The organism is Pseudoalteromonas piscicida (assembly GCF_000238315.3).
Classification (GTDB): domain Bacteria; phylum Pseudomonadota; class Gammaproteobacteria; order Enterobacterales; family Alteromonadaceae; genus Pseudoalteromonas; species Pseudoalteromonas piscicida.
This window is the reverse complement of sequence record NZ_CP011924.1, coordinates 768,520-791,198: the sequence shown is the minus strand read 5'-3', so window position 1 is coordinate 791,198 and position 22,679 is coordinate 768,520. Positions and strand designations below refer to the sequence as shown.

Genomic DNA, 22,679 nt, shown 5'->3' with positions numbered 1-22,679 from the left:
TAGGTAATGGCACTACTTGGGTCAAGGTGATGAAAAACATGCGACCTTCAAAATGGTATAAATAAGTCCGAGGTACCTCATTTAAAAAGAAGCACCCCATACCAATAAGTCGAACCGAAATTTTAAGATTTACCGAGGTTTTGTTCGTAGACTTTAAGTGCGTGTTCTAAATCTTCTATCAAGTCTTCTACATCTTCAAGACCGATGTGAAGGCGGATCACGGGGCCAAGTGTCCAACCTGTAGTTGATCGCAAATGCTCCATGGTTTTATTGGCTGTAACTAAACTTTCATAGCCGCCCCATGAGAAACCCATTTTAAAATGGGATAAGGCATCTAAGAAACGGTTAATCGCCTTTTGGCTACCTTCTTTCATTACGATTGAAAATAAACCATTACTGCCATCAAAGTCTCGCTTGAAGAATTCATGACCGGGACAAGTCTCAAAAGCGGGATGTCTAATGTGGTCCACGAGCGGGTGCGCTTCGAGCCATTTCGCCACTATCATTGCCGACTGTTCGTGTTGTTTTAACCTCGCAGGCATAGTACGTAACCCACGTAGTGCTAAATAAGCATCATCTGCAGAGGTACATTGACCCAGTAAATACGAGTGCTCTCTAAGCTCAGGCCAATAACGCTCATTTGCAACGGCAACCCCCATCATGACATCCGAATGCCCAACAATATACTTGGTTGCCGCTTGAATGCTGATATCAACACCATGATCGAGCGGACGAAACTGCCAGCCATTGCCCCACGTATTATCAAGCATAGTGATAACGCCACGGCGCTTTGCAACTTCAACCATCGCTGGCACATCTTGAACTTCCATGGTGATTGAACCTGGAGACTCTAAGAACAACACTTTGGTATTGTCTTGAATTAACGCGTCAATACCTGCGCCAACCATAGGGTCATAATAAGTGGTTTCGATACCATAGCCTTTTAACAGCTTATCGCACAAATCTCTGGTTGGCTCATACGCAGTATCCACCATCAGCAAGTGATCGCCTGCTTTTAAAAATGACAGTAGTGACTGTGCGATAGCAGCAGCACCAGACGGATACAAAGCGCAACCTGCACCATTTTCAAGCTCAGTAATGGCATCTTGCAAGGCGAAATGGGTATTGGTACCACGGCGGCCGTAAAACAGTGTGCGATGTCCACGGCCTTTTATCGCTTCTTGCATTTCGGCAACGCTCTCAAAAACTACAGTAGAGGCGCGCTGAACAACTGGGTTTACTACCCCTTTGGTATATTCTGCTTTTCTTCCAGCAGCAACGATTTTAGTATGCTTTTTCATAATTACTCTTCTGATTGTGCACGCCAGTATTCAACTAAATATCTGGAAATAGAGTCTTCTCTGGTGAGTTTATAGCCGGGCTTTGTATCACCCCACTCTGAAAATGTATTAAGCTCCGCCCGTGAAAACCATTTAGCTTGCTCAAGCTCATCTTGCTCAACAAAAATCTCTGTGGTTTTTGCCTTCGCGATAAATCCAAGCATAAGTGAAGACGGGAACGGCCAAGGCTGTGAGGCAATATAAGTGGCGTCGTATGCTTCAACACCCGCCTCTTCCATCACTTCCCTTATCACGGCTTGCTCTAGCGACTCGCCGGGGTCAACAAATCCAGCCAGCGTCGAAAATACACCTTCTGGCCAAACAGCCTGACGGCCCAACAAACAGCGTTCAACGCCATCAGGGAAAACATGAGTGATAAGCATGATAACGGCTGGATCTGTACGTGGAAACGTCATATGGCGACATTCAGGGTTAACACAACGTCTTGCATGGCCTGCTTCAACCATTTTATTGGGTTGCCCACAACGTCCGCAAAAACAATGGGTTTTATGCCAGTAACATAATCCTCGTGCAAGCACACCAATTGAGCCCTGTTGCTTTGGTAAGTTACGACCCACTTGGCGCATATCGATGAATTCTGACTCGGAGTCAATAAAAGAAAGCTTGTCTCGTTGTTTGGAGACATCAAGCGCAAAATAGCTGTGCGCTTCGTCACGACCTAAGAATATCGCGTCTTGGAGCGCTAAATCAGCGACTTCTGTGCGAGAAAGATAATGTAATTCATTATCTCGGGCACGCACTAGATTAGCGTCGTCTTGAATTAATAACCAGCGACTATTGTCACCCATTTGAGATAATAACCAGTTTTGATCTTTTCTTTCGTTAGACGCTCTGTCTAACGTCATTTGAGTGTAATACAGCAAGCCCCTATTCCTTCGTGTTCTGGAACATTTTATCCACCTCGGCGAGACCTTAAAACTACCATAGCACAAAGGTACAGGCAAAAAAAAAGCCCATAAATGGGCTTTTGAAAACTACAGTGTGATTTCACACTACAGAGAGGCAAGATAGTCCAGCAACTTTTGATTTTCGTTTTCAATATGCTTATAGAATTCAATATCTTTTAGCTTAGATGCCGCAGCTTCATCGATGACGATTACAGCATCACGATGCATTTGTAGTGCCGAAGCTGGACACGCCGCAGTCAACGGGCCTTCCACCATAGCAACAACGGCATCAGCTTTATTTTCACCAGTCGCTAATAACACGACTTTTTTAGCATCTAAAATCGTGCCAATACCCATAGTGATTGACAAGTGAGGTTGGTACTCATCAGCTTTAAAAAAACGAGCATTATCATCAATCGTCGCTTTCGTTAGGGTTTTAACCCGAGTGCGTGACGTTAAGCCAGAAGATGGCTCGTTAAAGCCAATATGGCCATTTCTGCCAATGCCTAACAGTTGTACATCTATACCACCAGCAGATTTAATACGCGCTTCATACTCGCCGCACGCCGTAATTGGATTTTTTGCATCACCCGGCGGTACGTGCGTGTTACTTTTATCAATGTTGATATGGTCAAACAGCTGCTGCTGCATAAAGTAACGATAACTTTGTGGGTGCGAGCCATCTAAACCTAAATATTCATCTAGGTTAAAGCTGGTAACTTCAGCAAAACTGATATCGTTCGCTTGGTTACGCTTAATTAATTCTTGATACAAAGCAACCGGTGTTGAACCCGTCGCTAATCCCAACACAGAGTTAGCTTTACGCTTTAATTGCGTTGTAAAAATGTCTGCACCATATGCTGCCACTTCGGCAGCGTCTTTTAAAATGACTACTTGCATACGATTAACCAAATGTTGAGATGATTAGAATAAAATGGGATCTGAGCCTTGCCTCGCGTGCAATCAAAGCAAGGTCAGATCGAACCTAATTGGGATACACAACATTAGGTTATTACCATTATGACAACGCTGTCATTATTATCAGAAATAATTCGCTTGTAAAGCAAAAGTGAAAAAAAAAATGGATATTTTTTACTCTATGCAATCGAAAGGTGTTAAAAAGCCCACAACGGTGGGCTTTTTGAAAGGAGGCTTGCGAATATTATACACTTACAAAAATACGGCGTTTATACATCCAATGCAGCACTAAAAGCTGTACCGCCAGTAGCGCAAAAACAGCAATTAATGGTTGCCACGCAGTTGGCACAGCGGCAATCACGCCACCGAATACGCTTTTACTAATAAAGGTCCAATTCACTAAGCTTGACGCCAAATAAATGATAATGGAATTGGCTCCTATAATAACAAATGAATACGCCCAACGTTGAAAGCTGAGTACATCTACTATCGCGTAAAATACCGCAAGTAGAATTGCGCTCCAGCCGACGGTTACTAGCACAAATGAGCTTGTCCACAATTCTTTATTAACTGGAAATTGCATGTCCCAAAGCCAACCTAGTGCTAGGACAAGTACACCGGAGCCTGCCAAAATACCAACGGTTTTCCACTCTCCTTGCGTTTGGGCATTGGCAATCGCACGACCAGCAAATACACCTGCGATAGCATTTACAATGGCAGGTAAGCTTGACAGCACACCTTCTGGGTCAACCGGACGGTTTTGATAACTGATCCCAGGTAGTAAATACGTATCAATGAACGCATTCCAACTACCAACACCATTTGCACTTAAGTCCCCCGCTTGCCCACCAGGAACCGGGATAAAGCAAAGCAGTAACCAATAAAATAACAATATGCCTACACCCACATGGGCCAAGGTTCGCAAACTCGTATGCCAAACCAGTAAAGCACAAAAGAACCAAGCAAACGCGATGCGACCTAATACACTGGCGTAGCGAATACCGTCAGGATCCATTGGGATCCCAGTTCCCCAACCATGGTTGTATAACACGCCAAAAGCACACAGTAACAAAAGGCGCTTCAGTGCTTTGAGATAAAACGGTTTACGTTCATTAAAGGGCAGATGGTCGATACGTTTAGGCGACAAGCCCATCGCCACACCCGATAAAAAGATAAACAGTGGAAAGATAAGATCGTAAAAAGTAAAACCATGCCAAGGACTGTGCAGCGTGTGCGCTTCAAAAGCCTTCCACCCTTGCCATCCGGTCAATACAAACAGTGCCGCAAAAATAGACTGGCCACCTAAGATCCAGAACATATCCATGCCGCGTAAGGCATCTAAAGACGCAAGTCGCTTTGGCTTATTATTCGTTGTCATTGTTATTTATCCGCGTGAAAACATTAACTATGGATCGCTCAATCAAGCAAATCCATTTGCCTCAAGGTTAGTTTTGATGCGCGTTGCAATCATGACTCTATCATTACGCACACGACAATAACTTCCTGAGTTGTCGATCCACCCATGCTTAACCAAATACTAGGACCTGTTGACCTTTCAAGTTTGTTTTTGCAGCAGTTTGATTGCCATTTATACTAGGCAGAGCCTGCGTAGCATAGTTATTCTATGTAAGTCAGGCGATAACACAGTAGAAATGCCAATCAAGCGCAGCCCTTCGGGTTCACCTGAGTGCGCTTTGTTCATTGTTGCTCAACTTTTGCCTAGATTACTAGGCGGCAAGTCGAGCGTCGCGACCAAAACACACTCAGAAGAACAAAAATCAAACAGCAAAGGTCAACAGGCCCTAACTAAGCTTAAAAAACAAAGCCCCGCGGTACTGCTGCGGGGTTTTATCAGGGAAACTTAAGCGGCCGTTTCCGTCCACTATTCAATTGCAAATCAGTTATAACAACTGACCACCAATATAGGTTTGCTTCACAATCAAATCGCTATCGAGCACCACGAAATCAGCATCAGCCCCCGATCTTAGATGCCCCTTTTGAGACAGGCCAAGATATTGCGCAGGGTACAAAGAAGCCATGCGTAAACTCTCCGCTAGACTCACGTTAAGCGTATTAACGGTGTTCCGCACCGCACTTGCCATATCCAATACACTGCCAGCAAGCTCACCAGTCGTTGAATTTAACCGATCACCGGTACGAATAACTTTTCTGCCATCAAAAAAGTCAAACTCCGTATCATCAGTCCCAACCGGAGGCATGGCATCCGTCACTAGCATCATTTTGCCGCGCTGCTTAGTACGAATCGCAAGCTGCGCCGACAATGGATGAACGTGGTGGCCATCAACAATCAAACCACACCAACTATTGTCATTCCAAAGCGCCGCGCCGACAACGCCCGGCTCACGGGAAGTAAACGCAGACATTGCATTAAATAGGTGCGTAAAGCCATCCACGCCAACGTTTAGTGCGGCGCTGGCGGTGTCATAGTCCGCGTTTGAATGACCGATACACACTTTAACACCCAATGAAATCAAGCGCTCTATATCGCTAAGCGGCACAGTTTCAGGTGCTAAAGTCACCATTTTGATGCCTAAATCTTGACGCGCGTATACCGCAAACTCTTGCTCTGAGATTGGCCTGATGAACTTTTCGCTATGCGTACCCTTTTTAGGATGAGATAAGTGTGGGCCCTCAAAATGGATCCCAAGCACTCCGGGCTGATTAGTAGCAATCGCTTCTGCTGTTGCATCTGCCGCTTGTTGCATTACTTCAATTTTGTCAGTGATAAGGGTTGGCATTAATCCCGTTGAACCAAATTGGCCATGTGCTTTAACCATAGTCGCCAAGCATGCCGTCGATTGCTTGGCGTTAAAAAATGCACCGCCACCACCATTAACTTGTACGTCAAGCGTCGCGACCAAAACACACTCAGAAGAACAAAAATCAAACAGCAAAGGTCAACAGGCCCTAACTAAGCTTAAAAAACAAAGCCCCGCGGTACTGCTGCGGGGTTTTATCAGGGAAACTTAAGCGGCCGTTTCCGTCCACTATTCAATTGCAAATCAGTTATAACAACTGACCACCAATATAGGTTTGCTTCACAATCAAATCGCTATCGAGCACCACGAAATCAGCATCAGCCCCCGATCTTAGATGCCCCTTTTGAGACAGGCCAAGATATTGCGCAGGGTACAAAGAAGCCATGCGTAAACTCTCCGCTAGACTCACGTTAAGCGTATTAACGGTGTTCCGCACCGCACTTGCCATATCCAATACACTGCCAGCAAGCTCACCAGTCGTTGAATTTAACCGATCACCGGTACGAATAACTTTTCTGCCATCAAAAAAGTCAAACTCCGTATCATCAGTCCCAACCGGAGGCATGGCATCCGTCACTAGCATCATTTTGCCGCGCTGCTTAGTACGAATCGCAAGCTGCGCCGACAATGGATGAACGTGGTGGCCATCAACAATCAAACCACACCAACTATTGTCATTCCAAAGCGCCGCGCCGACAACGCCCGGCTCACGGGAAGTAAACGCAGACATTGCATTAAATAGGTGCGTAAAGCCATCCACGCCAACGTTTAGTGCGGCGCTGGCGGTGTCATAGTCCGCGTTTGAATGACCGATACACACTTTAACACCCAATGAAATCAAGCGCTCTATATCGCTAAGCGGCACAGTTTCAGGTGCTAAAGTCACCATTTTGATGCCTAAATCTTGACGCGCGTATACCGCAAACTCTTGCTCTGAGATTGGCCTGATGAACTTTTCGCTATGCGTACCCTTTTTAGGATGAGATAAGTGTGGGCCCTCAAAATGGATCCCAAGCACTCCGGGCTGATTAGTAGCAATCGCTTCTGCTGTTGCATCTGCCGCTTGTTGCATTACTTCAATTTTGTCAGTGATAAGGGTTGGCATTAATCCCGTTGAACCAAATTGGCCATGTGCTTTAACCATAGTCGCCAAGCATGCCGTCGATTGCTTGGCGTTAAAAAATGCACCGCCACCACCATTAACTTGTACGTCAATAAAACCTGGTGCAACTAGTCCCGATAACTTAGATACATTGGTCGCTTGCGACTCGTAGATATAACCAATTTGGCCGTTGTTTACTTCGAAGTAAACGTCTTTTCTAAAACTTTCACCATCAAAAAATTCTGGAGCAAAATAACATTGAGTCGTCATTAGTTCGCCTTTTTTAATTCTTGACCTGCACTTTGAATTGCAAAGTAAATTGCCCCCATTTCAGGAGGTTGTTTCGGTAATTGGACTTGCTTTGCAACTTCTGGGTCGAGCCAAGGTTGTAGCGGCTCTGATAATCCGCCGATCATAGAGAGTCTAGGCGGGTTTAGTTCAAGTAAACGCTTCGCTAAACGACTAATGTATTCCGCACCAGACTTTACGATAGAAAGGGCAATTTCATCATTTAGTTTTGCTTGCTCTAACACATAACGAGCCAGCTTTGCATACCCACTAGACGGCTGCCCCGCCATTTGTTCTGCAATACCCATTGCCCCTTTCGCACTGAAGTGCTCTAGCAATACTTGGCTCAATGACGTTTTTTCACCAAGACCATCAAGATCGAGCAATGCAGCTTTTACCGCCTCTAATCCCATCCATGCGCCACTGCCCATATCGCCTTGAGCAAAGCCATGACCACCATAGTTCACTGTTTTACCATCAACCAAGGCAAAACCACAGGAGCCGGTGCCCGTAATAATCACGGCACCATCGCTACCTTCATGAGCACCAATACACGCGGTGTGTAAGTCTGTGGTAAGGAACATTTGTTTAAAGGGATGCTCCCATTGCATGATTTTGTCATAGAGCGCGGGTAAGTTAACACCAGCAAGGCCAAGACCTGCATTTAGCTCATGTACTTGTTCAACACGAAGACCCGCGTCTTGTAACGCCATTTGTGTCGACACCATGATGGATTCAAGCGTACGCTCTAAACCATGTAAGGGATTCGCAGGACCGCCTAGACCCGTACCCAAAACGCCATGTTGAAGAGAATAAATTGTAGCGCGGCATTTTGTTCCACCACCATCGACGCCGATGTATAGTTGGTCTTGGTTAACCTGTTTAGCCATCATGTAAAGACCCCTACTTTGTTCTGGATTAGACCGCGTTATTGTTTTCGTTGGACACGGTTTTTCATTCATGTTGAATTGATGTTACACAACAAATGACAGCGTTGTCATTAAATTTTTCAAGAAATTTCTTCATTTTGAAAAAAACTAATATTGCACAGATTGTGAGGATTGTCAGTGAAAAATTGCAATAATCGTCAAATTACAAGGACTAACAGAGATTAGGGATTGTTAGACACATAATAAAAAAGCGACTCAATATTACATCAAGTCGCTTTATCGATTTAACCTTATCGTTCAGGTTATTCGCAGATTACTTAACCCCAAGTTCTCTTAAACGCTCTTGCAAATAGCTATCTGCAGTGTAACGCTCTGACAACACAACATCCGGTCTTGGATGTAAGAATAGCGGCAATGAAATACGAGATTTCGTCGACGCTTTGCCTGTTGGGTTAATCACACGGTGAATTGTCGATGGGAAGTAATCACCCGACGCCTCTTGCAGCATGTCACCAATGTTAATAATTAGCGAACCAAAGTCGCATGGTACGTCTAACCAGCTGCCATCTTGTCTTTGCACTTGTAGGCCAGGCTCATTTGCCGCTGGCAATACAGTAAGTAGATTGATATCACCATGAGCTGCGGCGCGAATTGCACCTGGTTCTTCATCACCTGTCATTGGTGGGTAATGAAGAATACGCAGTAATGTCTGCTCTGATTCTTTGATCATATCTTTAAGGTCGATAGAGAATCTCGCACTCACATCTGCAGGCGCTTCCTCTTGTACCCAGCTTAGCAACTCTTGAGCAAACTCGCTCGCTAAACGGTAATATTCACGAATCTCTGCTTCTAATTGAGCCGGTACGCGACCTTTTGGATAAATGTGAAAGTACTCTTTAATGTCTTTTACTGTAAAACCTTTCGCAACTTCAGAGACTTCTGGTGGAAAGTAACCATCTTGGGTTTCTTTATTGAAAAGGAATTCGTGTTTTTCTTCTGAATTAAAAAATTCTTGCCAATGTTTGTAGATTGATTCAACCAACTCTTGTGGGATTGGGTGATTTTTTAGTACACCGAAACCCGTGTTTCTTAAAGATTCTACAAATTCTTTCGCAGCATTTGGCGATTGATAGTCTACGGTAGGTAACTGTTGCATAATGGTTCCACCAAAATTATTAGTAATTCATGGTTATTTACTCAATTGCACATTGGAGTAAATAACGCACTTCCCGTGTCATCTCAACACTGCGTACCTAGTAGAAGGTAAGGCGTATGTTATCGGGTCTGTTAACCTAGGGGGTTGTTTTTAAGCAGTAAACTTGTATTTGACAAGACTCGCTCAAAACAGCAACAGCAAAGGCTAAAAAGCCCTTATACGATCGTGTTGTCGATAATTCTTAAAAAAGTGTAGCTAATTACATGGTTAGCAGAGTACTTTTTAAAGATTACGTTTTAACAGCGAGCGAGCTTATTGAATTAGGACAAATGATATAAGGACTTATGTCCGCTTTTATGTATAGGACCTGAGACTTTTGATGCAGATCAAGCATTATCGGGGGCATCTATCGGTATTTGGATATCCCACTCCAATCCTTGCGGTGTATTTTTCACACTAAACTCTCCATTGAGTGCCCCTGAAACCAAGTTGGCAGTTAAATTTGCGCTGAGCCCAACATGACCTGCATTACCTCTTTTTGTTGTAACAAATGGTTTTAATAACTCTTGTGTACTAATTCCTCTAAGCCCTATTCCATTGTCAGTATAATTCACATGTAAATTGTTACCCGAGTGCGTAAAGGTGATAGTGGCAAGATGATCATGGTCAATCCAAGCATGCGCAATGGAATTTTCAACTAAGTTGCTCAATACCTCAACCAGAGCTTGTCCATCCACATAAATCTCTGTTGTTGTGTTACCAACAAACTGAATTTGTACGTCTTGCTTTGAAAAATCTTTTTTCAGTCTTGTTTCTATTTCTTGTAATTTAACGTCAGCACAGCTGCTATCTCGCTCAGACTGAGAGACCGATTTCAATAAGCTGACAAACTTAGCCACTTTTTCTAGATTACGGCTGCACAGCGCACTGCTGTCTTTGATCTGTTCAAACCCCGTAACCAGCCCATCCTGCGTAAGCGTACCTGCGGTAAGTGCACTTTGAAGCTCTTGCATGACGCCTTCTAAAAAGGTGTTTGATGTAATACTGGTACCAAGCGGGGTATTGATTTCGTGTGCAATCCCCATCACCATTTGGTTTATGGCTTTAGATAGCTGCTGTTTTACCGCTAACTTTTGCGCTTCAATTAACTTAAATTGGGTGTTTACTCTGGCTATGATTTCAGCGGGTTTATAGGGTTTGGTAATGTAATCAACACCACCAACCTCGAATGCTTGTACCAAGCTCTCGCTGTCTTCATAAGCACTCACAAAAATAACGGGAATGGCCGCAGTCGAGTTGTCGGACTTAAGCACTTTACATAGTTCAATCCCCGACATGTTTGGCATTTTTATATCAGTAATAATTAATTCAGGCTGATGCTTTTTAACGATACCTAATGCAATGTCCCCGCCTCGTGCCGCCAATACTTTATATCCTTCCTTTCTTAGTATGAGCTGCAATACTTGGAGGTTTTCCGGCATATCGTCAACAATTAAAATGTCTGACATGTAACGTTACTCAAGTCCTTAAGGTAGACACTTTTTACAGCATAGCTTGAGAAATTGTATATCGCGACTATGTTTATATATAAATTCACGCGTAAATAATAACTTATGTCCTCAAAAGCATTACTAAGTTGGATCGCACTTTTCGCCTTGATGGCAGCCTTAGGAAGCGCAACGCTTATCTACTACTCAACAACCACTCATAGCACACTCGCGACCGACGTTAATACCGCTTATCACAACCACCTCTCACTTGAGATATATAGCAAAGATAAAAACGCCCAATGGCTCAATGATATCAAACCTGCACCAAGTCACTCATTACCACTACCGCTACAACAAATTTATGAAACCCAAGCAAGATTAAAATCTCAATTTTTAGCAAACACGGTTGAACAGGTCTATTTACCTCAAAGTTATCAAAACGCCATCTCACAGCTGCCTCTCATCGCAAACGCTGAACTCGAAACACATACTAATCAACAACTTAAAATACTGTTGATTACTGGCCTTGCTTTCGCGGTGTTAACACTATTTTTAAGCTTTTATGTTTGGTTTATGCGCACTAAACATTTCTCCCCACTCTATCGCATCGTCAATACGTTACGTGAACAAGCGTTAAACGGCGCCCCTCTTTCAGTAACCCCCACAAACAGTGACGCAGATGTAAAACGCCTCACACAAGCTATCCATGCTGCCACCACCTCTCAAAGCCAAAAGTTGGCGTCAGCCGCAATTATCGAAAACTATAATCGCGAACTAAAATCCATCACTGGTTCCGAGCCTATCGTCCGCCACGCACTAGAGTTTATTTCCAATGAGTTCAATGCACCGAGTGTTTGCCTCTATGCCAATTCAGAAGACGACACCTTGTCGTTAGTGAAAAGCCACGGAGTGACACCAAGCCAATCAATTATTGCGTCCACGATAGCGCTTTGCGCAACAAATAATGAACCGCAAGTACAACAAGAACCGTTGTGGCTCAAAGAACAAGAAGTTGAAGTGAAGTTACAAAGCCGTTATTGCTTTCCACTAGCCATCGGTAATCATGTAGTTTATGTGCTACTAGTCGGTAGTGCACAGGCGTTGATAGACAGCCAATTTGAAGCGCTTGAGTACTTGTGTAAGGACTTAAGTCTCGCGCTTGCTATTAATGAAAATATCGAAAAACAACAAAAGACAGAGTCGGCCTTAAGCGAACAACTTGAACTTACCCACCACATTATCAATGCTATCCCAAACCCTACATACTATCGATCTACTGACGGGGTATTTATGGGGGTAAACAAGTCCTTCTTGGCACTGTTAGATCAATTTGAAGTAGACGTGATTGGCGCCAAACTAGACGAGATTTTTGATTTAGGAATAGCCAGTCTATTTGAGTCCAAAGCCCACGAAATTATCACCACAACCCAAGAGCAAACCTACGAAGTACTATTACTCGATGGCCAAGAGCAAGCTCGGGAACTGATTGTATACGAAGCGCCATTTTTTAATGAAAATGGCGCTGTAGCTGGGATTGTTGGTATGTACCTTGACGTGTCGGAGAGGAACCAACTACAACGCGAGCTCATAGAAGCGAAAGACTTGGCCCAAAACTCGGCAAAAGCGAAAAGCGAATTCCTCGCCAACATGAGCCATGAAATTAGAACCCCAATGAACGCGATTATTGGTATGTCTCATCTCGCACTTGCGACCGAATTAAATGCAAAACAGCACGACTACGTATCAAAAATAGATACTGCGGCAAAGCAATTACTGAGATTGATTAACGATATACTCGATTTTTCAAAAATCGAAGCTGGCAAAATCGAGTTAGAATATCAGGCCTTTTCAACAGAAAAACTACTCGACAATGTCGCCACCATCGTCAGTGTAAAAGCCCAAGAAAAACAACTAGAGTTAGTCTTTGATATTGACTCACAAGTGCCCTACTGCGTGATTGGCGATCAGTTTAGAATAAGCCAAGTACTCATCAATTTAGCGGGTAACGCGGTTAAATTCACAGAAACCGGTGAGGTTGTTATTCGTGTTGCCCTCGTCAATGTCGAAAAAGGGTTAGCGAAAATTAAGTTTAGCGTCAAAGACTCCGGTATTGGCATGAATAAACGCCAGCAAAAAAACCTATTTCAATCTTTTTCTCAAGCAGACAATTCAATCACCCGAAAATATGGCGGTACTGGGCTTGGCCTCACAATTTCGCAGCAACTGGTCAAGCTTATGGGGGGAGAAATATATGTTGAGAGTGAGGAAAACGTCGGTTCGGAGTTTTATTTCACATTAGAAATGGAAGTCAGTGACGAGCTGAGTCAGGCGAAAATGGCGTCGACCCACTTATCAGAGCTATCAGCAACAATTATTGACGATAACCAACATGCATTGGACGTGTTAAGTGGTATGCTAACAAACTTTGGTATGCAAGTTTGTTCTTATTTGGACCCTCATAAAGCATTAAATCAATTCGTCCTAACACAAGATTTACCCGATCTTATTTTCGTCGATTGGCATATGCCAAAATTAGATGGCATCGAGATGATCACTAAGCTGCAATCGCAAGTCGATGTGTCACAAAGTAAGTTTATTTTAGTCACAGCTTATGGTCGGGAGTTAAACCTGAGCGACAGCCAAGCCAGTTTAGTCGATGGTGTACTTTTAAAGCCGATTAATCCGTCAAACCTTGTGGACGTTATTCAAAATGCCGTATTTGACTCACCAGAAGTAAGAACCACTATCACCAAAAAAGAACAAACGATTAGTAAACAAGCACTAAATGGTTTATCGATTTTGGTTGCGGAGGATCAACCTGTTAACCAGGAGATCGCAGTGGAGATCTTATCTAGCTTCGGAGCTCAAGTGGCGGTCGCTGATAATGGGCAAGAAGCCATTGAGCAAGTTCATAGCAAACATATAGATATTGTTTTAATGGATATGCAAATGCCAGTGATGGATGGCATTACCGCGACGCAAAACCTTCGTATAGAGTTCGATAAAAATACACTTCCTATTCTCGCGATGACCGCCAATGCCATGGAAGAAGACATCCAGACTTGCATCGATGCTGGTATGAATGACCATGTCACCAAACCCATCGACGTAGAGCAACTCGTTAAAAGCATTTTGAAATATGCAAGCGCTGAGACCAGTAACCTTTTAGCAACGCCAGTAGCAAACCCAACAGAAGTCACAGCAGAGGTAGAGGAAGTTGATGAGGTCATTGAATTTGAAGGCATTGATATTGCCGAGGGTATTGCTCGAGCCGCGGGCAACCAAAAGGTTTACTTCGATATCTTAGAAAAGTTCCTATCCCAGCAGATTGAAGAGCTGATCAATTTAAAACAGGCGTTAGCCATTGAGAATTTTGAACTTGCACATAGCATGTTACATGCATTAAAAGGCGCTAGCGCTAACCTTTCGATTGTTAGGCTGACTGAAGAGTTTAAGCACATTGAGGCTTCTCTTAATGTCCGCCCACCTAATGCAAGCGAAATTGACGAGCTGATTAAATACGTTAGATATGCATTAGAACAATGCCAAAAGCGCCGTAAAAAAGAAGCGTCTCAGCAGGTAAAAAATGTAACGAAAAACAACGAAGAAAAAGGTGGCAATATTCAATTAGAGGAACTCATCCAGCTTGCGTGTGCGTTAAGAGATTATGATACTCAAGCCACAGAGCTAGTAGACTCAATTTCAGTAAGTAGCTATTTGACGGAACCAGAACTGCAGAAATTAAAAACTGCCATCGCCCGCTTTGAGTTCAATGAAGCCTTTATGATGCTAACATCCATTAAGCATGTAGAAGAAGCACCTGAGCTTAATGCAGGAAAAGGCGCACTGCATTAGTGCCATTACTATATATTTTATCCGAGGGCGAAATGAAGATTTTTACCTAGCAGAAAGGCCACATCTGTGGCCTTTCTGCTAGGTGCTCTAAATACGGTTTTACAGTCCTAACTGATCCATAAAGTCGTCATCTACAACATCTTCTTCCTGCGGCTTCGCTGGCTTTTTCTTCTCAGCCTGACTTGCAATAATGTCATCTGGGTCTACCGACTCTGCAATATCAAAGTCATGTAGCTTAATAAATTCAGTTTTATCCATTGCCAATTCAAGATAGAAAATATTCTGGCCTTGAGTGGTAAAGGTAACGCGTCTTGCCTGCGGGCGATCCATTGTTGTGTCTACCGAGATCTGCACCTGTTTGTTGATAGCCATCATCTTAGGTTGGTTTTGCGTGATAGAGGTATGTAGCTGCTCACGTACTTTGTTGGTGAAATCACCAACAATCTGGTTCATCAACTCACCCAATACATTGGCAACGTCATCGGATAAATGACTATGCGCAATTTCTTCTTCAGGCATGCCCATGTTGCGCATGTAATCGGTATACACCTCCATTGCTGCTTGCGCGGTAAAATTAGTTACGACTAAACCGGTAAAGCCGCCATCAAACAATACGAAACAGCCGATGTCAGGCCTCATACAGGTACGAGTGATCTTTTGTACCATCGCGGAATAGTTAATTTGGTTGCCGCTTGCCGACGACAGAACTTCTGTTACTGAGTGGCATAGCGTTGAGAGAATGTCTTCTGTGCTAATCACTTTGCTTTTCGCCATTTTTGGTCTCATATTTACTTCTTATTATTAATAGTAGCCAAGCTACTGAATTTATCACTGACTATCCAGCATAAAATGCTAAAATAGCGAGATTATTTTCAAAGAGAGATTCAATGTGACGGGCAAAGACAGTATTTATGCCACTGAGCAAGCAGTAAAAGATTTCACTTTCGACGCCAATGTCGTCGAAGTGTTTCCAGATATGATCCAGCGCTCAGTGCCGGGCTACGCGACAATAGTAAGCACAATGGGCAAACTTGCGGGTACTTACGCGCAAAGTAACTCAAACTTATATGACTTAGGCTGCTCTTTAGGCGCGGTCACGCTAAGCATGCGTAGAAATATAGATAAAGAAAACTGTCATATCATTGCCGTGGATAATTCACAGCCTATGGTAGAGCGTTGCCAACTGCATTTAAAAGGCTTTAAATCTGACGTCCCAGTCTCGGTCACTTTAGGTGATATCAATGAAATAGAGATTAGCAATGCATCTGTCGTTGCGATGAACTTCACCCTACAGTTTATCCCACCAGAAAACCGCAAAGCGGTTCTCGAAAAAATATATCAGGGTTTAAAACCTGGTGGCGTACTGCTATTAAGTGAAAAAATCCGCGGTGAAAACGGTACTAAAGACAACTTACTTATCGACCTTCACCACGACTTTAAACGCCACAATGGCTACTCAGAATTAGAGATCAGCCAAAAACGCACCGCGATTGAAAACGTGATGCGCACGGACTCATTAAGTACCCATATGACAAGATTAGAGGATATTGGCTTTAATCAAACTCAAGTGTGGTATCAGTGCTTTAACTTCTGCTCAATGGTAGCAATAAAATAGAGGCAATTATGAATCATTGGTTTACCGACTTTTATGCAACCATTGCGAAAACCCCTTTGAGCCATTGGCTAGAAACGTTGCCTGCGCAGCTTAGCCATTGGCAAAAAGAAGCCCAACATGGCGACTGGCCGAAATGGGAAAAAGTCATTAAAAATCTACCTGAGATCTCAACCACCCATGTTGATATAAAAACCAAGGTTGAGATAGGTACTGGCGAAGACGTCAATGAAGGTCATCAAAAGCAGTTAACACATTTACTAAAACGCATGATGCCATGGCGTAAGGGACCATTTCATTTACATGGCGTCCATATTGATACTGAGTGGCGCAGCGACTGGAAATGGGACCGACTGCTCCCCCATATCAGTGACCTTCATGGCCGTAATGTCTTGGATATCGGCTGTGGTTCTGGTTATCACTTGTGGCGTATGCGCGGTGAAGGCGCAGAGCTTGTTGTTGGCATTGACCCTTCCGATCTATTTTTATGCCAATTCCAAACTATTAAACACTTTAACCCCGATCCAAACGTGCATTTACTACCACTAGGTGTAGAGCAATTGCCGGAGTTAAAAGCATTTGATACTGTGTTTTCAATGGGCGTGCTATATCACCGTCGTTCACCAATCGATTTTTTAGCGCAGCTAAAGTCTCAGCTAAGAAAAGGTGGAGAATTGGTGCTAGAAACACTCGCCATTGAAGGCGATGTAAATACAGTATTGGTGCCGACCGATCGCTACGCCAAGATGCGCAATGTATGGTTTATTCCAAGCTGTGATGCATTAACATTGTGGCTTGAGCGCGTGGGCTTTAAAGACATCAAAGTGGTAAACAAAGACGTTACGTCGTTAGACGAGCAGCGCCAAACTCCTTGGATGGAAACAGAGTCGCTTGCTGATTTCTTAGATCCAAATGACACCAGCAAAACCATTGAAGGCTACCCCGCTCCGCTCCGTGCTATATTTATCGCAAAAGCGTAAAACTGGTAAGGGGCATCAGCCCCTTACTCATAAGACTCATCAAAACAAAACCATAACCCACTGATTTAGTTGCATTAACTTACAATTCCAAGGTTGACCTAAACATTCTCCCTTCATTACAATCACGCCGTTATGCAGTTGCACTGCGTAGCTTGAATTAGACTATACAATAAGGAATTGTTAATGAAAAAGATGTCTCTTACCGCCCTCTTCATTTCTTCACTCGCGCTAAGTGGTCAAGCAATTGCTGACAACTTTATGATCACGAAAGAAAAACAACCTAGTCGGATGCTAGTATTAAGCTCAGCAGGCGGTCTTTCAACCACAGAGTTTTCTGTATTAAACATCGATTTAAGTGATATCCCATATGGAAGTAAAACGGGTACTATCACTGGAGTTAGCTATACTTCAGCGGGTTACGCCGATCCTGGCAATGAAACGGTGGAGCTTTGTTTCAGTCGTGCATACAGCACGACACCTTTCAAGTGTATTGAAATTAATCCTAACGATTCAGGGAATACAACTACGTTTAATGGTGAGGCATTTAAAGCGGGTATTTCAGCCTCTATCGTTCATAGAGTAGAAGCCACAGGCAACTTCCATTATGCAGAGCCAAGTCGAAAAGAAAGTATTACTTTCCACTACAGCACTTATTAAAACGATTTAGCTAGTTTAGAAATAATGTAGGAGTCTCTTTGGACTCCTACATGTTAACCAAGCGAACGCTTAATTATTAACCCAATAGTTCACCTAACTGCTTGCTCACCGCATCAACAGCTTGTGTACCATCTAGTTTGTGATATTGCGTGTTACCAGCATCCGCTTCTGCACTGTAGTAGTCTACTAGTGGTTTAGTTTGCTCATGGTAAATCGCTAGACGTTTACGGACTGTCTCTTCAGTGTCGTCATCACGAATGATTAGGTCTTCACCCGTTACGTCATCTTTGCCTTCTACTTTAGGCGGATTGTAAACGATATGGTAAACACGACCAGAACCTGGGTGTACACGACGACCGCTCATACGCTCAACGATGATCTCATCTGCCACATCAAATTCGATAACATGGTCAACTTTGATGCCATTTTCTTTCATTGCGTCTGCTTGTGGAATTGTGCGTGGGAAGCCATCAAGCAAGAAGCCATTTGCACAATCTTCTTTTGCGATCCGCTCTTTTACCAAGCCGATAATGATTTCATCAGATACTAGTTGACCTGCATCCATGACTTTTTTCGCTTCAAGACCCAGCGGAGTCCCTTCTTTGATAGCAGCACGTAACATGTCGCCTGTCGAGATCTGAGGGATCCCATATTTGTCCATTAGAAATTGAGCTTGAGTACCTTTACCTGCACCCGGCGCGCCTAGCAAGATGATGCGCATAATTGAATCCTCGTTTGGAGTTATTGGTATTTGTGTGGTGAATTTTTCCATATACGCTGCCGATCCTCAAGGAACTTATACTAATTGATAAGGAAGAATGGCAATTTTTCCGTCAAAAACAAAAAAGCTCCGCGATCTGCAGAGCTTTTGGTTAGAAATTAATCCTGATTATAAAAATGCACCTAGTGCTTTAACTTGGTCTAGCATGCGGCAAGAGAAGCCCCATTCGTTATCATACCAAGCCATCACTTTTACCAGCTTTCCATCTACTTTGGTTTGTGTTGAGTCAAACACTGAAGAAGCTGGATTGTGGTTGAAATCGATAGAAACCAAAGGTAATTCATTGTACTCAAGGATTGCACTCATCGCGCCCTCAGCGGCCGCTTTGATTGCTGCATTCACTTCTTCTTTTGAAGTGTCACGCTTGGCAACAAACGTTAAATCAACCAGTGATACGTTGATAGTTGGCACACGAACCGCCATACCATCTAATTTGCCAGCAAGTTCAGGAAGCACTAAGCCAACTGCCTTTGCCGCGCCCGTTTTCGTCGGGATCATAGACTGAGTGGCACTACGCGCACGATATAAATCAGGGTGGTAAACGTCTGATAGATTCTGATCGTTGGTGTAGGCATGAATGGTTGTCATGCTACCTTGATCAATACCAATCGTATCATTCAATACTTTTGCAATAGGCGCAAGACAGTTTGTGGTACAAGATGCGTTAGAGATAATGGTTGATTCAGCATTTAGCACTTCGCTGTTAACGCCATGAACAACCGTTGCATCCATATCTGTGCCCGGCGCAGATACAATCACTTTTTTCGCACCGGCTTCAATGTGTTTAGCCGCAGCTTCACGAGAAGTGAACAACCCAGTACATTCAAGCACGATATCAACGTTTAGCGCTTTCCAAGGAAGATTTGCAGGATCACGCTCTTGCGTTAGCGTGATTTCGTCACCACCGATAACGAGAGTGTTGTCGTTAAGAACAACCTGCTCTTGAAAGCGACCATGTACAGAGTCAAATTGAGTCAAATGCGCGTTTACGTTTGCAGGTGCGAGGTCGTTGATGGCAACGACTTTGATGTCTTTATTCTGACCTGACTCGTACAGTGCACGAAGTACGTTACGACCGATACGTCCATAGCCATTAATTGCGATATTAATCATGATAACTGTCCCCTAATCTATTTTACTTCACTTGCTTGTTTCGCAAGCGCCTCAATGGCTTGCCAGTCTTTGTTTGCGATAAGTGCTTTATCAAGCATCCAAGTACCGCCCACACATACCACATTGTCGAGTGCAAGATACTTAGGTGCAGTTGCCAACGAAATACCACCCGTTGGACAGAATTTTACTTGTGGAATTGGCCCGCCAATGGATTTAAGCATTGGTGCACCACCTGCAGCTTCTGCTGGGAAAAACTTTAAGAATTCAAAACCATGACTCGCAAGCTTCATCACTTCGCTTGGCGTTGCAGCACCAGGAAGAAATGGAATACTTGACGACTTAGCCAGTTCCAATAATTCGTCATTGACACCTGGACTTACCATGAAGTCAGCGCCGGCTTCTACTGAGGCATTAAAGGTTGCCTTATCCACTACCGTACCAGTACCAACATAGGCGTCAGGTAAAGCCGCTTTAATGTCTTTTACCGCTTGCGCTGCCACCGGAGTACGAAGTGTAACTTCAAGTGCTTTTAAGCCACCATTAAACAATGCCGTGGCAAGCGGCACCGCGTCTTCTAGGTTATCAATAACGATAACCGGAACCACTGGTGCTGCTGACAATATCTCTTTAATACTCATGCTCACCCTCATTCCCACTGTTATTATTCTTCGATGCCAAATGAGCATGCGCCTTGATCTGCACTGCTCACTACGTGTCTAAATCCTGAGAATAGCTCTCGACCTGTTCCAAATGTTTGAGATTGCGGTGAAAGCTGTAATTCGCGCTGTGCCATTTCTTCATCAGAAACATGTAGCACTAATTCGCCTTTTGGTGCATTTAAGGTGATCAAATCACCTTCGTGCACTTTTGCAATTGCACCACCTTCAACCGCTTCCGGTGCAAGGTGGATCGCCGCAGGTACTTTACCCGACGCACCAGACATACGACCATCAGTCACAATCGCCACTTTAAAACCTTGGTCTTGTAATGTAGCCATGACAGGCGTCAGTTTATGTAACTCAGGCATACCTTTCGCTTTAGGGCCTTGCTCTTTAATCACGGCAATAAAGTCTTGGTTAAGCTTGCCAGCAGTAAAGGCTTCTTGTAATTCGCTTTGAGAGCTGAATACTTTCGCCGGTGCAGTCACCGTTTGGTGCTGCTCTTGTACCGCAGACACTTTAATCACCGCTTTACCCAAATTACCATTAAGTAGTTGCAAGCCGCCTTGCTTGTTAAATGGATTTGCTACTGGGCGAAGCACTTCTTCATCCAGTGAATTCTCAGGTACTGGTACCCACTTCACTTTGGCAGGACCTTGATTATCGCTGATGATAACATTGCTGTTGATATCCAGTAATGGTTCCATCGTATAAGCATCAAGCCCTTCACCCACAATCGTTTTTACGTCATTGTGTAAGAAGCCGCCATCTCTTAATTCACGCATTAAGAAGCCCATGCCACCAGCTGCTTGGAAGTGGTTTACATCGGCATGACCATTTGGATAAATACGTGTTAACAACGGCACTACTTCAGACAAATCCGCCATGTCTTTCCAAGTGATTTGCACGCCAGCTGCTTTTGCCATTGCGACTAAGTGAATGGCATGATTGGTAGAACCACCAGTAGACAACAGACCGACCAAGCCATTGATCACGGTTTTTTCACTCACGATATCCGCAAGTGCATTGCCGCTTTTACCGTCAAGTAGCTGAGTTAGCATGGTCTCAACCGCACTCGCCGTTAAGCCATCTCTTAATTCTGTGTATGGATTGATAAATGAGCTACCAGGTAAATGAAGACCCATGATCTCCATTAACATCTGGTTCGAGTTCGCCGTACCGTAGAAAGTACAAGTACCTGCACTGTGATATGAAGCACTCTCAGCTTCCAGTAACTCTTCTCGGCTGACTAAGCCCTGTGCAAACTTTTGACGAATGCGTGCCTTTTCTTTGTTCGGGATCCCTGATTGCATTGGACCTGCTGGTAAAAAGAAAATGGGCAAATAGCCAAAAGATAAGGCACCGATTAATAATCCTGGGACGATTTTGTCACATACACCAAGACAGAAAACCCCATCGAAGACATCGTGTGATAATGCCACCGCAGTTGACATGGCAATTACGTCACGAGAGAACAACGACAGTTCCATGCCATCGCGGCCTTGGGTAACCCCGTCACACATAGCAGGTACACCACCCGCTACTTGCGCAGTCGCGTCAAACTTGTTTGCCACTGCTTTAATTAAATCTGGATATTCTTTATAAGGTTCGTGCGCAGACAACATGTCATTGTACGAATTGATAATTGCTAGGTTCGGTTGCTCGTCTTCTTTCAGACGTGCTTTGTCACTGCTTGAGCAAGCAGCCATTACGTGTGCTAGGTTTCCACAGCCCAGTCCTGCTCGTACGCGCGTTTGTTTTTTTGCTTGTTGGATTCGAGCTAAATAGGCTTGACGTGTTGCTTTGCTTCGCTCAATGACGCGTTCGGTGACTTCCTGAATTCGTGGATGCAACATATTACTGACTCTCTAGTGTTAGAGGAAAAAGGCTCTGCACGATTACCAGCATTCGTGGTAATCCTTGTACAGAGCTGCTTTGATTTACCCGTTCAAAGGTACGCTATCAGGTTGTCTCTCACCCCAACCTGACACCGGTGTCACTATATTTACGCATAAAGCTGACACCGGTGTCAACCCTTCTTATAAATTTAGTCTAACTTTTTAAAATGACCAAATTATAACCACTTAAAACTTTACCGGTATCTGCGGTATTAAAATCATTACCTAACTGATTTTATTAGTAATTATTAT

The 22,679-nt window shown here is 43.8% G+C and carries 18 protein-coding genes; 4 read left to right on the top strand and 14 right to left on the bottom strand.

Annotated elements, in window-relative coordinates; translation table 11 throughout:
- Positions 1–122: 122 nt before the first annotated feature.
- The 9 genes from PPIS_RS03690 to PPIS_RS03645 form a co-directional block, all read right to left on the bottom strand.
- The gene (locus PPIS_RS03690) at positions 123–1,301 is read right to left on the bottom strand and encodes a cystathionine beta-lyase (RefSeq protein ID WP_010378048.1); all 1,179 of its coding nucleotides are present in this window, start codon (positions 1,299–1,301) and stop codon (positions 123–125) included.
- Positions 1,302–1,303: 2 nt separating this feature from the next.
- Positions 1,304–2,206, bottom strand: a complete 903-nt coding sequence (gene nudC, locus PPIS_RS03685; RefSeq protein WP_019647577.1) for an NAD(+) diphosphatase — start codon at positions 2,204–2,206, stop codon at positions 1,304–1,306.
- 147 nt (positions 2,207–2,353) lie between these two features.
- Positions 2,354–3,148, bottom strand: coding sequence for a glucosamine-6-phosphate deaminase (gene nagB / locus PPIS_RS03680; RefSeq protein ID WP_010378045.1), 795 nt, complete (start codon positions 3,146–3,148; stop codon positions 2,354–2,356).
- Positions 3,149–3,410: 262 nt separating this feature from the next.
- Entirely contained in the window at positions 3,411–4,544 is a 1,134-nt protein-coding gene (nagX, locus tag PPIS_RS03675) for a transmembrane glucosamine N-acetyltransferase NagX (RefSeq protein WP_010378044.1), read from the bottom strand.
- A gap of 523 nt (positions 4,545–5,067) precedes the next feature.
- Positions 5,068–6,048, bottom strand: a complete 981-nt coding sequence (gene nagA / locus PPIS_RS03665) for an N-acetylglucosamine-6-phosphate deacetylase (RefSeq protein WP_249031244.1) — start codon at positions 6,046–6,048, stop codon at positions 5,068–5,070.
- A gap of 145 nt (positions 6,049–6,193) precedes the next feature.
- The gene (gene nagA / locus PPIS_RS03660) at positions 6,194–7,318 is read right to left on the bottom strand and encodes an N-acetylglucosamine-6-phosphate deacetylase (protein ID WP_010378042.1); all 1,125 of its coding nucleotides are present in this window, start codon (positions 7,316–7,318) and stop codon (positions 6,194–6,196) included.
- A complete protein-coding gene (nagK, locus tag PPIS_RS03655; RefSeq protein ID WP_010378041.1) occupies positions 7,318–8,229 on the bottom strand; it encodes an N-acetylglucosamine kinase in 912 nt (303 codons plus the stop codon). The genes nagA (PPIS_RS03660) and nagK overlap by 1 nt, the downstream gene beginning before the upstream one ends.
- Before the next feature lie 310 nt (positions 8,230–8,539).
- Positions 8,540–9,382 carry an isopenicillin N synthase family dioxygenase gene (locus tag PPIS_RS03650; protein ID WP_010378040.1) on the bottom strand — a complete coding sequence of 281 codons (843 nt, stop codon included), beginning with the start codon at positions 9,380–9,382 and terminating at the stop codon, positions 8,540–8,542.
- A gap of 386 nt (positions 9,383–9,768) precedes the next feature.
- Positions 9,769–10,890 carry an ATP-binding response regulator gene (locus tag PPIS_RS03645; RefSeq protein WP_010378038.1) on the bottom strand — a complete coding sequence of 374 codons (1,122 nt, stop codon included), beginning with the start codon at positions 10,888–10,890 and terminating at the stop codon, positions 9,769–9,771.
- Between the two features lie 105 nt (positions 10,891–10,995).
- Here PPIS_RS03645 and PPIS_RS03640 point away from each other — a divergent pair, with 105 nt between their 5' ends.
- Complete coding sequence (locus PPIS_RS03640; protein WP_010378037.1) at positions 10,996–14,727, top strand: response regulator; 3,732 nt, start codon at positions 10,996–10,998, stop codon at positions 14,725–14,727.
- A gap of 99 nt (positions 14,728–14,826) precedes the next feature.
- On the opposite strand, the gene PPIS_RS03635 is transcribed toward PPIS_RS03640, so the two are convergent.
- On the bottom strand, positions 14,827–15,501 hold the full coding sequence (locus PPIS_RS03635) for a DUF3334 family protein (RefSeq protein ID WP_010378035.1): 675 nt from the start codon (positions 15,499–15,501) through the stop codon (positions 14,827–14,829).
- A 115-nt stretch (positions 15,502–15,616) separates the two neighbouring features.
- Here PPIS_RS03635 and cmoA point away from each other — a divergent pair, with 115 nt between their 5' ends.
- The 3 genes from cmoA to PPIS_RS03620 all read left to right on the top strand — a co-directional run bounded on the left by cmoA (position 15,617) and on the right by PPIS_RS03620 (position 17,976).
- Entirely contained in the window at positions 15,617–16,342 is a 726-nt protein-coding gene (cmoA, locus tag PPIS_RS03630; protein WP_010378032.1) for a carboxy-S-adenosyl-L-methionine synthase CmoA, read from the top strand.
- A gap of 8 nt (positions 16,343–16,350) precedes the next feature.
- Positions 16,351–17,319 (top strand): tRNA 5-methoxyuridine(34)/uridine 5-oxyacetic acid(34) synthase CmoB, encoded by a 969-nt coding sequence (cmoB, locus tag PPIS_RS03625; protein ID WP_010378030.1) that lies wholly within the window; start codon positions 16,351–16,353, stop codon positions 17,317–17,319.
- 183 nt (positions 17,320–17,502) lie between these two features.
- Complete coding sequence (locus tag PPIS_RS03620) at positions 17,503–17,976, top strand: hypothetical protein (RefSeq protein WP_010378028.1); 474 nt, start codon at positions 17,503–17,505, stop codon at positions 17,974–17,976.
- Between the two features lie 76 nt (positions 17,977–18,052).
- Here PPIS_RS03620 and adk read toward each other — a convergent pair whose 3' ends face one another.
- From adk to edd, 4 genes are all read right to left on the bottom strand, one after another.
- Positions 18,053–18,697: an adenylate kinase gene (gene adk / locus PPIS_RS03615; RefSeq protein ID WP_010378026.1), complete on the bottom strand. Its 645-nt coding sequence runs from the start codon at positions 18,695–18,697 to the stop codon at positions 18,053–18,055.
- Positions 18,698–18,865: 168 nt separating this feature from the next.
- Positions 18,866–19,870, bottom strand: a complete 1,005-nt coding sequence (gene gap / locus PPIS_RS03610; RefSeq protein ID WP_010378024.1) for a type I glyceraldehyde-3-phosphate dehydrogenase — start codon at positions 19,868–19,870, stop codon at positions 18,866–18,868.
- A gap of 17 nt (positions 19,871–19,887) precedes the next feature.
- Positions 19,888–20,508, bottom strand: a complete 621-nt coding sequence (locus PPIS_RS03605; protein WP_010378022.1) for a bifunctional 4-hydroxy-2-oxoglutarate aldolase/2-dehydro-3-deoxy-phosphogluconate aldolase — start codon at positions 20,506–20,508, stop codon at positions 19,888–19,890.
- A gap of 23 nt (positions 20,509–20,531) precedes the next feature.
- Positions 20,532–22,385 carry a phosphogluconate dehydratase gene (edd, locus tag PPIS_RS03600; RefSeq protein WP_010378020.1) on the bottom strand — a complete coding sequence of 618 codons (1,854 nt, stop codon included), beginning with the start codon at positions 22,383–22,385 and terminating at the stop codon, positions 20,532–20,534.
- Between the last annotated feature and the right edge of the window lie 294 nt (positions 22,386–22,679).